Source organism: Pseudomonas sp. GL_135 (assembly GCF_057834665.1).
The window spans coordinates 3,057,148-3,069,308 of record NZ_CM174408.1 but is presented as its reverse complement, the minus strand read 5'-3'; the positions used below and the strand labels follow the sequence as shown (position 1 = coordinate 3,069,308).

Here is a 12,161-nt window from a genome sequence, read left to right as displayed (position 1 = left end):
GAGCGACCTTCGACACCGGGCAGCAGCTGGACCGACGCAAAACTTTTGGGAGATGCAAACCTGTGGGAGTGACCGGGGTGGCGTTCCACCTTGCTCACGAAGAGGACAGTACATCCGCTAAATCTTCAGCGGCTGGAATGCAGCCTTCGTGAGCAAGCTCACTCCCACAGGGTATGTGTTTGCCATTCAATCTGGCGTGGGTCGGACACTGGGCGTTTAAAACTTGAACGGCCAACCCACGATCTTCTTCGGCCGTGGCGTCGAGTAGGTCCGCACTTTCGAGGTCTTCAACCCCAGACGCACCAGCGATTCGGCCAGCGCCACCGCTGCGGTGACGCCATCCACCACCGGCACGCCGGCACGGTCGCGGATGAGTTGATCCAGCCCGGCCATGCCGCCGCAGCCCAGGCAGATCACTTCGGCCTTGTCGCGGATCACCGCTTCGATGGCCTGCTCAACGATGGCTTCGACCGCACGCTCGGGCGATTCTTCCAGTTCCAGCACGCTCATGCCGCTGGCCCGCACCGACGCGCAACGCTCGTACACGCCGGCCAGCTTCAAACGGTCTTCGATCAGTGGCACGGTTCGGTCCAGCGTCGTGACCACGGCGTATTTATGCCCCAGCAGCATCGCCAGGCTGGCCGCGGCTTCGGTAATGTCCACCACCGGCACGTCGAGCAGTTCCTGCAAGCCCTCGCGGCCGTGCTCGCCGTAGCCGGCTTGAATCACCGCGTCATAAGCCCCTTCGTAGGACATGACCCGATCCATCACCGCAATGGCCGCCAGGTAACTTTCGAAATTGCCTTCCACTGACTCGGCGCCGAAGCGCGGGGTCAGGCCGATGATTTCGGTACCGGGGGAGGCCACGCTGCGGGCCTGTTCGGCAATGGTCTCGGTCATGGATGCGGTGGTGTTGACGTTGACGATCAGAATTCGCATGGACAGATCTCGCGCAGAAAACAAGGCCGGGCGTCTGGCCCGGCGTCGTTGCCCACGATATCAGTCTTTCATCGGCACGGGCGCCTGCAGGGCAATGAAGCCCTGATCGCGCATGGCCTGCCAGAAACCATCCGGCACCTGTGCGTTGAGCGCGGTGACGTCTTCGATGATCCGCGAGGGCCGGCTGGCACCTGGAATCACCGCTGCCACCAGCGGGTTGGCGAGGACGAACTGCAGCGCCGCCGACTTGATGTCGACCTGATACTGCCGGGCGATCTCCTGAATGTGCGCCACCTTGTCGAGCATTGCCGGCGATGCTTCCTGATACTCGAAATGCTTGCCGCCCACCAACACGCCGGAGCTGTAAGGCCCGCCGACCACGAACTCGGCGTTGTGCTGGCGGGCCTTGTCGAACAGCCGTTGCAGCGGCTGGTCATGGTCGAGCAGCGAATAACGACCGGCGAGCAGGAAGCCGTCGGGCTGGGCCTCTTCCAGGTCCAGGGTCAGTTCGCACGGCTCGACGCGGTTGACGCCAAGGCCCCAGGCCTTGATCACGCCTTCTTCGCGCAGTCGGGTGAGGGCACGGAAAGCGCCGGTGCGAGCGATGTTGAAATGCTCGATCCAGGCATCGCCGTGGGCGTCCTGGGCGACGTCGTGAACAAACACGATGTCCAGCCGATCGGTGTTCAAGCGTTTCAGGCTCGCTTCAATGGAACGCAGCGTGGCATCGGCGGAGTAATCAGTGACGATCTTGTTTTTCAGGCCTTCAGCGAACGGACCGCTGCGGGTCTCGGTGTCGATCTCGTCGGAAATCAGCCGACCGACTTTGGTGCTCAGGGTGTACGCGTCGCGGGGGACGCCGGCGAGGGCCTTGCCCAGACGCTGTTCGGACAGCCCGGCGCCGTAGATCGGTGCGGTGTCGAAGTAGCGAATGCCCTGGTCCCAGGCGGATTGAACGGTGGCCGCCGCTTCCTCTTCGTCGATGGTGCGGAACATGTTGCCCAGCGGCGCGGAGCCGAAGCCGAGGCGGCCGATGATCTTGTCGTGCAAACTCATGAGGGGTGTCCTGTGCGGTGGGGCGGGTCTGGATGTCCAGGCTGCATGGCGCTGCGCTCGCCTGGGCAAAGCAGCGCGATGAAACCGGCGAAGCTTCTTTACTGACTGTTGATTGCCCCAGGGGTTCTTCGGAATGCGCGGCGGTGGACTTTCACATGCCCGGCGAGCGGCTATCCTCAGCCCATGCAAATTTAGCTACGCGTGCGAATTTCAACATTTCAGATAGATACGTCGAGGCCACAGATTTGAGGGTTGCCCATAGCCTGTCTTTGCGGAGTGGCGTCCGACGCCTTCCCGGCTGAAGCCGGTCCTACGAAGGCGCCAGGGTCCTTGGTAGGACCGGCTTCAGCCGGGAAGAGGCCCGAATATCCACCCTCCATCTTCAGCGGCGCCAGCTTTCAGGGTGACTGCACAGCGAGGCCGCCGATGAGCGAGCACATTATTCATTTCCACTGCGGGGTCGATCAGGCGAGCACCGAGCATTTTCGTGATCGCTGCCTCGAAGCCCTCGGCAAGGGCGCGACCGGGTTGCTGCTGAATCTGTCGACCGCTGGCGGCAGCACCGCGCTGGGATTCACCCTGTACAACTTCCTGAAGTCCCTGAAAGTGCCGATCCGCGCACTGAACAGCGGCAACATTGAATCCATGGGCATCGTCATCTACCTGGCGGCTCAAGAGCGGATCGTCTGCCCTCACTCGCGTTTTCTGATCCATCCCATGAGCTGGTACTTCAATCAGAGCTCGGTGGATCACTCACGCATGCGCGAATACCTGCGCAGCCTGGACAACGACCTGCAGCGCTACGTGAATATCTACGAAAGCGAGACCGTGAGCGCCGTGCACCCGCTGGACATCGGGCGCTGCCTGTCGGCGGAGGAGAAGGTGATCCGTGCCGAAGATTCGCTGGCCTGCGGCATTGCCCACCGTGTCGAGCAACTTCAGTTTGCCGAGGACGCCGTGCACTGGACCGTCAGCGCCAGCTAAGCTCGATCCATTGAACCGGGTCGTTGTTGAGCCCTCTGATTCTAGTGTTGGCCCCATTGAAACGAGAGGTAACAGCCATGCAATCCCATACGCCTGATGCTGCACCCGTCGCGCCGCGCCCCGCCCCTCAGCCGGGTGACGAAGAAACAGGATTCGACGCCGACCTGGATCCGGGCAATGAAGACCCGGGTTCCCAGTTTGATCGGGACGCAACGGTGCCGCTGATCAATCCGGATAAATGAGGGGGAGGGTATCGCTGGCAATGTGCGCCTGCCATGAGGCGCACGTCGTTTGTTTAACCGCTGATCAAACAAAAGAGCGAGAGCCCAGGCCCTCGCTCACTTGACTCACCTGCACGCCACTACGACTTGCCGCCTGAGCCGCCTTTCTTGCCAGTGCCGCTCGCGCCTGCACCCAATTCTCTCTTCATATCGCTTCCGGCATTGCCACTGCCTGAAGCCTGTCCGCCTTTCTTGCCGGCTTCGGACGCTTTTTCTTTATCGTTCGCAAAATTGCCAGGGTTCGACTTTCCGGTGTTAGCCATGATCGCAGACCTCTTGTTATTGATAAGGCGAAGCCTGTGCCTCGCCTTAAATGTGATGGGTCGTTCACGCAATGGTTTAACCCAATGGTCCGCTTGCAGACCAACGGCGGCGGTGATGAACGGCCGTTGCTACATATGCACTTCCACCGCCAGCGGCAGGTGGTCGGACAAATGCGTCCACGGGCGCGTGCCGAGAATTTTCGGATGGTGGCTGGTGGCGTTGCGCAGGTAAATACGGTCCAGGCGCAGCATCGGGAAGCGCGCCGGGTAGGTCTTGGCCAACCGCCCCTGACTGCGCTCGAAGGCCTCGTGCAGGTAGCCGCAGCGCTGAAGACGCTTGTTGCCCTGCAACTGCCAGTCGTTGAAGTCACCGGCAATGACCACCGGAGCGTCTTCGGGCAATGAGTCGAGCAGGTCGCACAGCAGATTCAGCTGCAACTGACGGTGGCTTTCCAGCAGGCTGAGGTGCACGCAGATCGCATGGACTTCCGCATGCCCCGGCACCTGCAGCACGCAATGCAGCAGGCCGCGGCGTTCTGGCCCGGTGATCGAAATGTCCAGATTGCGGTGATGCAGGATCGGGTATTTGGACAACAACGCATTGCCGTGATGGCCGTCAGGGTAGACCGCGTTGCGGCCATAGGCGAAGTCCGTCCACATGCTGTCGGCGAGAAATTCGTAGTGCGGCGTGTCGGGCCAGTCTTCGTACTTGGCGGCGTGGCGGTCGTGGCCGCCGAGGACTTCCTGGAGAAACACCAGGTCGGCACCAGTGCTGCGCACGGCTTCACGCAACTCCGGCAGGATAAAGCGCCGGTTCAGTGCGGTGAAGCCCTTGTGGGTGTTCACGGTCAGCACGCGCAGTTTGTGGACTTCGCGCAACGTGGCCGGGTCCGGAGGGGTAGCGTTAGAGCCAGCGGGATCGGGGGTCACGCCCTCACTCCTGTTCGGGGGATGTGCTATTCCGACCGGGAGGCGAGGCGGCAGTTCAGCTTTTAGGTTGGACGGGCTCTGGCCGGGGGATGTCCGAGCGTTGAGACCTGCTGCAGGATCGCCGGCCTTTTCCCTCTGTAGGACCGGCTTCAGCCGGGAAGCTCTGAGGCGCTGCGCTCGCTAGACCCGCGTGTCGACCGGCGCCCTGCGCGACAGCACCACCGCCAGCGTCAATGCTGCCACCGACAACAGCGCCGCGAAGAAGAAAATCCAGCCATAACCCATGCCCAACGCCACCGCACCCATCAGCGGGCCGGCAATGGCCAGCGCCAGGTCAAAGAACACCGCATAGGCACTGAGCCCGGCACCGCGACTGCTGTTGGGCACTTGCTTGATGGCTTCGACGCCCAGCGCCGGATAGACCAGCGACAGACCAAACCCGGTCAGGCCTGCGCCGATCAAGGCGAAGGTGGTGTCAGGCGCCAGCCACAGCAGCAACAGACCGAGGGTTTCGACCGTGATGCAGACGATCGCCGAGCGAAAGCCGCCAAAACGGTTGATTGCGTTGATGAACAGCAGCCGCGCGACGATGAAGCAGATGCCGAATACCGTCAGGCACCAGGCCGCGCCTTCCCAGCCGCGGGCCACGTAAAACAACGTGATGAACGTCGTCAGCGTGCCGTAGCCGATGGAGGACAGGGTCAGGCTCAGGCCAAACGGCGCCACCCGGCCAAACACCGAGAAGAACGGCATACGCTCGCCTCGCACCACCGGGATCGCCGGTTTCTTGCGGATCAACAGCAGCGCCCCGGCTGCCAGCAAAAACAGCACCACGCCCAGGCTGGCAAACCCCAGCGCGCCGACCATCACCACCCCCAGCGGTGCGCCAATCGCAATGGCGCCGTAGGAAGCGATGCCGTTCCATGAGATCGAACGGGCGGTGTGTTCCGAACCGACCTGGCCGATGCACCAACTGATGGTGCCCACGCCGATCAAGCCTTGGGACGCACCGAGGAACAGGCGAGCGATGATCAGAATCGTCAGGCTGACCCCGGCGAAGCGTTCCAGCAGGATCGCCGCCAGGGTGAGCACGCCGCTCAGCGCGATGCCGGACAACCCGTACACGATGGCGCGCTTGGTGCCGATGGTGTCGCAGATGCGTCCGGCCACCGGACGGCTCAACAGCGTCGCGAGGTACTGCGCGCCGATTACCAGCCCCGCGACCACCGCGCTGAAGCCCAACTGGTTGTGAACGTAGCCGGGCATCACTGCGATGGGCAAACCGATGCACAGGAAGGCGATGAAGGTATAGATGACGATGGAGACGATTTGCAGCGTGATCGCCATCGAACTGGCGTCGCTGACAGGCGAGTTGGCAGGCGTATCGGGCGGCAGGGCGGCTGACATGGGGACGCTTCGCTGGAGCGGTGGGAGTGCCGCATCATCGCCCGTGGTGTCAGGAAATGAAAGCTGGCTAACGGTTTTTATCCGGGATCAGATGGCGCCCGGACTTGCCGCTTCCCGGCTGAAGCCGGTCCCACCCACTCACCGCGTGATTCCAGTGGGACCGGCTTTAGCCGGGAAAGCGGCGGATGTCACACCGCAGGATTGGGGGCGCTTGGTCTGGCGTCTTTTCGGCCAAAGCCGTTCCCACTGTCACAAAAAAGCCCCGTCACTGTGGACGGGGCTCCTTGTTTTCCGCATCACTCTGTCAGCGCAGGGCCTTGATCAGAAGGCGACGCCCTGGCTGCGCAGGTAATCGTCGTAGGTGCCGCTGAAGTCGGTCACGCCACTTGGGCTCAGCTCAATGATGCGGGTGGCCAAGGACGATACGAACTCGCGGTCGTGGCTGACGAAGATCAGCGTGCCCGGGTAGTTCTCCAGCGCCAGGTTCAGCGCCTCGATCGACTCCATGTCCAGGTGGTTGGTCGGTTCGTCCATGATCAGCACGTTCGGCTTCTGCAGGATCAGCTTGCCGAACAGCATGCGACCTTGCTCACCACCGGAAATGACTTTGACCGATTTCAGGATCTCGTCGTTGGAAAACAGCATGCGGCCCAGGGTGCCACGAATGACCTGCTCACCTTGAGTCCATTGCCCCATCCAGTCGAACAGGGTGACATCGTCTTCGAAGTCGTGGGCGTGGTCCTGGGCGTAGTAACCCAGTTCTGCCGCATCGGTCCACTTGATGGTGCCGGCGTCGGGGGTCAGTTCATTGACCAGGGTGCGCAGCAGGGTGGTTTTACCGATACCGTTCGGGCCGATGATCGCCACGCGCTCGCCCGCTTCGACCTGAAAGCTGAAGTTCTTGAACAGCGGCTTGCCGTCGAAGCCTTTGGCCATTTGGTCAATGATGACCGCCTGACGGTGCAGCTTCTTGTTCTGATCAAAGCGGATGAACGGGCTCACGCGGCTCGAAGGCTTGACCTCGGCCAGCTGAATCTTGTCGATCGCCTTGGCGCGGGAAGTGGCCTGCTTGGCTTTGGAGGCGTTGGCCGAAAAGCGGCTGACGAACGACTGCAGCTCGGAAATCTGGGCTTTCTTCTTGGCGTTGTCCGACAGCAGCTGCTCGCGGGACTGGGTCGCCACGGTCATGTACTCGTCGTAGTTGCCCGGGAACAGGCGCAGCTCGCCGTAATCCAGGTCAGCCATGTGGGTGCACACGCTGTTGAGGAAGTGACGGTCGTGAGAAATGATGATCATCAGGCTGGAGCGCTGGGTCAGGATGTTTTCCAGCCAGCGAATGGTGTTGATGTCCAGGTGGTTGGTCGGTTCGTCGAGCAACAGCACTTCAGGATCGGAGAACAGCGCCTGGGCCAGCAAAACGCGCAGCTTCCAGCCAGGGGAGACCTCGCTCATCGGGCCGAAGTGCTGCTCGATGCCGATGCCCAGACCGAGCAACAGCTCGCCGGCACGGGACTCGGCAGTGTAGCCGTCCATTTCAGCGAATTCGGTTTCCAGCTCGGCCACGGCCATGCCGTCTTCTTCGGTCATTTCCGGCAGCGAGTAAATGCGATCGCGCTCGGCCTTGACCTTCCACAGCTCTTCGTGACCCATGATCACGGTGTCGATGACGGTGAAGTCTTCGTAGGCGAACTGGTCCTGGCGCAATTTACCCAGACGCACGTTCGGCTCGAGCATCACCTGGCCGCCGGACGGCTCCAGATCGCCGCCGAGGATCTTCATGAAGGTGGACTTGCCACAGCCATTGGCGCCGATGAGGCCGTAGCGATTGCCACCGCCGAATTTGACCGAAACGTTCTCGAACAGCGGCTTGGCGCCAAACTGCATGGTGATGTTAGCTGTGGAAATCAATTGCTTATCCTGGATTGTTTACAAAGGGCTGACTGGCGATGGCCTTCGACGCCTGGTGGCGATTGCTCGTGATCCAACCAGCAGCCTGCACGTCACCGGTGACGGGGACATGACCTGATGAAGATGGGTGAACGGGAGCAGCGTCCGATAGGGTTCAGCGGGTGACCGACATGCATCGGCCACGCTTGCTGTGCGCCGGAAGACGGAAAGGTCTGGCCGCGCGCCGCGACCCCACGAAAGGCTCAAGCAGCGCAGGCTAATTCAAGGCGCGGCAGTGTAACACCGTCTTGGTTATCCACCTACCGCCGCTCGCCCGGTGAGCATCACCTGATCAGGCGTGCTCGACCTGAGTCCTGACTTTGTTCACCGTTGAATGATGGGAGAACACGATGCAGCCGATGAGACGGGAGAACAGACCCAGTGTCTCGACGAGGTCCGGGTTGTCGAAGGAGCTGGCTTTGGAATCAAGCAGGCACAGCGCCCCGAACAGCTGGCCGTCCGGGAGGCTGATCGGCACGCCGATATAGCTTTCGATGGCGTATTTCTTGACCACCGGGCGACCTGCATAGCGCTCGCTTCTGCTGATGCTGGGGATGATCAGCGCCTGCGGGTTTTCGATCAGCTCGTTGCACAGGGTCGTTTCCAGCTCCAGGACTTCGCCCTCCTGGATACCGATGTGAATCTCGTCATAGACCGCGCAGGCGACCCATTCGGAGTCGGTGAACTTGGCGATGCCCGCAAAGCGCATGCCGGTCAGCCGGGTCACCAGCTTGAGGATGTTTGTGGTCGCTTCAACCTCGGCAATCGCCGAACGCTCTGCAATGGTCAGCAAATCCGGGCAGAGCAGGGAATCCAAAGCCATTGTCGGCTCCATGTCAACGTGGGGTGGCATACCGGATGGGGCCACATCTGTCGCGCAGATTAGCATTTTGTAGGGCAAGCGTATCTCCCGCTCAGCGCGCTGCGACCATTTGCCATGGGGCACCCGGGCACGAGGCGAGGGCGGCCGACGTCAGAGCTGGTGGCTAAATCGCTGTACCGCCCCTACGACCTGCCGCGCCCCTTCCTGAATTTCCACGATCACGCTACCGGCCTGGTTCGCCAGCGACAGGCCCTGTTCGGCCTGAGCCCGCGTGCTGCCCATGTCCTTGACCACCTCATCCACCAGTTTCTGGTTTTGCTGCACCACCGCGACGATCTCCTCGGTCGCCGTGCTGGTGCGCCCGGCCAGTTGACGCACTTCATCGGCCACGACGGCAAAGCCACGGCCTTGTTCACCGGCCCGGGCGGCTTCGATGGCGGCATTGAGGGCAAGGAGGTTGGTCTGTTGGGCGATGCCGCCGATGGTTTGCACGATGGTGCTGATCAGCAACGACTGTTTGCCCAGGGCTTCCATGCCGTGGGAGGCGGAGAGCATCTGGTCGGCGATGCCGTTCATGGTTTCGACAGTGTTGTTGATCACCGCTGCCCCGCGCTGTGCCGAGACGTCAGTGCGCTGGGAAATCTCGAAGGCAGTGCCAGCCGCCACGTTGATTTCCGCCTCGCGGTGGACTTGATCCGTGATCACGGTGGCAAATTTGACCACCTTATAAAGCTCGCCCTGAGTGTCGTGCACCGGGTTATAGGTCGCTTCGAGCCAGACCTCTTCGCCGCGGCTGTTGATGCGCTTGAACCGGTCGGCGACGAACTCGCCGTTGTTCAGGCGTTTCCAGAAGGTTTTGTACTCATCGGTGCCTGCAAACTTCGGGTCACAGAACAGGCTGTGGTGTTTGCCGAGGATCTGATCCTGGCTATAGCCCATTTCCTTGAGAAAGGATTGGTTGGCTTTAAGCACGTGACCGCCAAGGTCGAACTCAATGACTGCGGTCGAGCGCAGCAGCGCGTTGATGAACGACTCGTTTTCCCGCGCCTTGTTGATTTCGGTGGTGACGTTGGTTGCCAGGCATTTGAGGGCGACGAGGCGACCTTGCTCATCTTTCAACGGCGACCACGTGGCGTGAATCCAGATCAGCGAACCGCTTTTGCTGACGAAGCGGTAGTCGTCGGTCACTGCCGTGCCGCTGGTCGCTGCCGCCCTGAAGTTGCGAAAGCATGGCATGGTCGCTACATAGGAAGGGACAAACGCGGCCATGGGGTGGCCGACCAGTTCATCCTGGGAGTAACCGATGGCTGCGCAGAACTTGCCGTTCGCATCCGTGATGCGCAGGTCGGAATCCACCGTCAGCGACAGCATTTCCTGCATGAGGGCGTCATGGAAATTTTTGAGCGTGACCAGCTCTGAACTCAGAGTGGTCACCTGCTTTTTGATTTTGGAATTAAACATCTGCCGCTCCGTGAATAGGCCCATGACTTGATGTCGGCGTTTGGATCCCGAAATTAAGTCCGACCGTCAGAATTCTTTATAGATCACGTCGCGCAGAAAGAGGGGCAGATCGAGGAATTCTGGACAAGAAAAAGCCCGCGATGGGGGGTGCGGGCTTAAAGTCAGTCTTGGAGGAGCAAGTGAAGACTACCGCCCCCGATGTGAAAAACCTGTGAACGCCTCTCAACAACACTTAATAAATTGCGTTGGTCAAAAACGCCTTCACGATCGACTTCGCTGACGGCCTGACCTTTTGGCCGCCCAACTCCTCAGTGGTAAACCATTTGCAGTCGGCGATTTCATTGTGCGGTGCGGGAGTGGCGATCATTGTCACTGAGACTTCGAAGACGTGATGCATCACCGCGCCGCCCTCAAACCGGCTGATGTACGCCAGGTCTTCCAGGATCAGCCCGGTTTCTTCACGTAACTCGCGTGCCGCAGCCTGCGCAGGTGATTCGTCGGCCTCGACCTTGCCACCCGGCAGATTCCAGCGAGATTTGGGTTTGCGCACGTAGAGTATCTGGTTGTCTCTGCGGCAGATGACTGTGGCTCGTTCTTTCATTGGCGTTCCTCCACCCTACAACTCGTAAAAGCGCCTGCCGTCCGTGCATGTTCATACGGTTGTCACAAAACTTTCATAAAGACGTTTGAAGCAGTAACGGTGCCAATGTTCCCTTGACCCCAGATAAATCGGCCGGTCATAGGAAAACCATAGCTTGTATGGGTGGAGTTTCGGAGTAACCGGCCCAACGGCATGTCGCGTCACGCTGGGCGGGATCTCAGATAGGTCCAAAGTGCCACTACTGAGCTGATGCGGTGGCTAGGGTGGCTTTCAAGGGAATCGTGCCCTTGGCACGATGAACGGTCACGCGATGTAGACCGTGATGCGCGCTCTTGGCGCAGGGTGCCCGCCGATGGGGCCCGATTCTCAACCCGTGGGGTGATCCGTAGCGCTGAATCCTGTTGGCTCGCGTGCGGCTTCATCCCGTACACACCTAGCTCGACGTCCATGTGGCTGAAAATAGCGGGATTTTTTTCGCCTTCTTTTACCGCCTGACTCTGTGGCACACTTTCTGCTGTCTATTCCGGTGTGGCACACAGCGTTCCGCTATAGCGGAATAAACACAACCGGCAGAGTTTCTCTCATGCGGCGCGGATCCCTTTCTTTGAAAGCTTGTGCATTGGCCTTGATAACGGCAGCGACGTTTGCAACGACGGCTTACGCCGCTGACAGCAAACTCGACAGCGTCCTGCAACGTGGTCATTTGATCGTGGGCACCGGGAGCACCAATGCGCCCTGGCACTTCCAGGGTGCAGACGGCAAGTTGCAGGGTTTTGATATCGACATCGGGCGCATCGTCGCCAAGGGCCTGTTCAACGACCCGAGCAAGGTCGAGTTCGTCGTGCAGTCCTCGGACGCGCGGATTCCGAACCTGCTCACCGACAAAGTCGACATGAGCTGCCAGTTCATCACCGTCACCGCCAGCCGCGCCCAGCAGGTGGCGTTCACGCTGCCTTACTACCGCGAAGGTGTGGCGCTGCTCCTGCCGACCAACAGCAAGTACAAGGAGATCGACGATCTGAAAGGCGCCGGGGACGGCGTCACTGTGGCGGTGCTGCAGAACGTCTACGCCGAAGAGCTGGTGCATCAGGCGCTGCCCAAGGCGAAAGTCGACCAGTACGACAGCGTCGATCTGATGTACCAGGCCATCAACTCCGGTCGTGCCGATGCGGCCGCCACCGATCAGTCATCGGTGAAATACCTGATGGTGCAGAACCCGGGTCGTTATCGTTCGCCTGCGTTTGCCTGGAGCCCGCAAACCTACGCGTGCGCCGTCAAACGTGGCGATCAGGACTGGCTGAACTTCGTCAACACCGCGCTCCATGAAGCCATGACCGGGGTTGAATTCCCGATGTATGCCGAGTCGTTCAAGAAGTGGTTCGGCGTGGACCTGCCGACCCCTGCGATCGGTTTCCCGATGGAATACAAATAATCCGCGCCGCGTGCGTCGCTCACTGAAGGGGGCGAGG

11 protein-coding genes and 2 pseudogenes are annotated in these 12,161 nt (G+C 60.7%); 3 read left to right on the top strand and 10 right to left on the bottom strand.

Going from position 1 to position 12,161, the window contains the following annotated elements; genetic code table 11:
• Nucleotides 1-216: 216 nt before the first annotated feature.
• Nucleotides 217-939, bottom strand: a complete 723-nt coding sequence (locus AC3ISG_RS13570) for an aspartate/glutamate racemase family protein (RefSeq protein WP_489297171.1) — start codon at nucleotides 937-939, stop codon at nucleotides 217-219.
• A gap of 60 nt (nucleotides 940-999) precedes the next feature.
• Complete coding sequence (locus AC3ISG_RS13565) at nucleotides 1,000-1,995, bottom strand: aldo/keto reductase (RefSeq protein WP_122624562.1); 996 nt, start codon at nucleotides 1,993-1,995, stop codon at nucleotides 1,000-1,002.
• Between the two features lie 426 nt (nucleotides 1,996-2,421).
• Here AC3ISG_RS13565 and AC3ISG_RS13560 point away from each other — a divergent pair, with 426 nt between their 5' ends.
• Nucleotides 2,422-2,979 (top strand): ATP-dependent Clp protease proteolytic subunit, encoded by a 558-nt coding sequence (locus AC3ISG_RS13560; RefSeq protein ID WP_122537224.1) that lies wholly within the window; start codon nucleotides 2,422-2,424, stop codon nucleotides 2,977-2,979.
• A 77-nt stretch (nucleotides 2,980-3,056) separates the two neighbouring features.
• A complete protein-coding gene (locus AC3ISG_RS13555) occupies nucleotides 3,057-3,221 on the top strand; it encodes a hypothetical protein (protein ID WP_489297170.1) in 165 nt (54 codons plus the stop codon).
• A 119-nt stretch (nucleotides 3,222-3,340) separates the two neighbouring features.
• On the opposite strand, the gene AC3ISG_RS13550 is transcribed toward AC3ISG_RS13555, so the two are convergent.
• The 8 genes and pseudogenes from AC3ISG_RS13550 to AC3ISG_RS13515 form a co-directional block, all read right to left on the bottom strand.
• The gene (locus AC3ISG_RS13550) at nucleotides 3,341-3,523 is read right to left on the bottom strand and encodes a con-10 family general stress protein (protein ID WP_489297169.1); all 183 of its coding nucleotides are present in this window, start codon (nucleotides 3,521-3,523) and stop codon (nucleotides 3,341-3,343) included.
• A 129-nt stretch (nucleotides 3,524-3,652) separates the two neighbouring features.
• Nucleotides 3,653-4,402: an endonuclease/exonuclease/phosphatase family protein gene (locus AC3ISG_RS13545; RefSeq protein WP_420793101.1), complete on the bottom strand. Its 750-nt coding sequence runs from the start codon at nucleotides 4,400-4,402 to the stop codon at nucleotides 3,653-3,655.
• Between the two features lie 231 nt (nucleotides 4,403-4,633).
• Nucleotides 4,634-5,860 (bottom strand): MFS transporter, encoded by a 1,227-nt coding sequence (locus AC3ISG_RS13540; protein ID WP_489297168.1) that lies wholly within the window; start codon nucleotides 5,858-5,860, stop codon nucleotides 4,634-4,636.
• Nucleotides 5,861-6,181: 321 nt separating this feature from the next.
• Nucleotides 6,182-7,768, bottom strand: coding sequence for an ABC-F family ATPase (locus AC3ISG_RS13535; RefSeq protein WP_122537220.1), 1,587 nt, complete (start codon nucleotides 7,766-7,768; stop codon nucleotides 6,182-6,184).
• A gap of 331 nt (nucleotides 7,769-8,099) precedes the next feature.
• On the bottom strand, nucleotides 8,100-8,630 hold the full coding sequence (locus tag AC3ISG_RS13530) for a GAF domain-containing protein (protein WP_122537219.1): 531 nt from the start codon (nucleotides 8,628-8,630) through the stop codon (nucleotides 8,100-8,102).
• Between the two features lie 150 nt (nucleotides 8,631-8,780).
• Nucleotides 8,781-9,212, bottom strand: a pseudogene (locus AC3ISG_RS13525) (methyl-accepting chemotaxis protein); the annotation flags it as partial.
• A 150-nt stretch (nucleotides 9,213-9,362) separates the two neighbouring features.
• Nucleotides 9,363-10,001 (bottom strand): annotated as a pseudogene (locus AC3ISG_RS13520) (PAS domain-containing protein); the annotation flags it as partial.
• A gap of 322 nt (nucleotides 10,002-10,323) precedes the next feature.
• Entirely contained in the window at nucleotides 10,324-10,692 is a 369-nt protein-coding gene (locus AC3ISG_RS13515) for an NUDIX hydrolase (protein ID WP_122537217.1), read from the bottom strand.
• A gap of 583 nt (nucleotides 10,693-11,275) precedes the next feature.
• Here AC3ISG_RS13515 and AC3ISG_RS13510 point away from each other — a divergent pair.
• On the top strand, nucleotides 11,276-12,124 hold the full coding sequence (locus AC3ISG_RS13510; RefSeq protein ID WP_122537216.1) for a transporter substrate-binding protein: 849 nt from the start codon (nucleotides 11,276-11,278) through the stop codon (nucleotides 12,122-12,124).
• The last annotated feature ends 37 nt before the right edge of the window (nucleotides 12,125-12,161 follow it).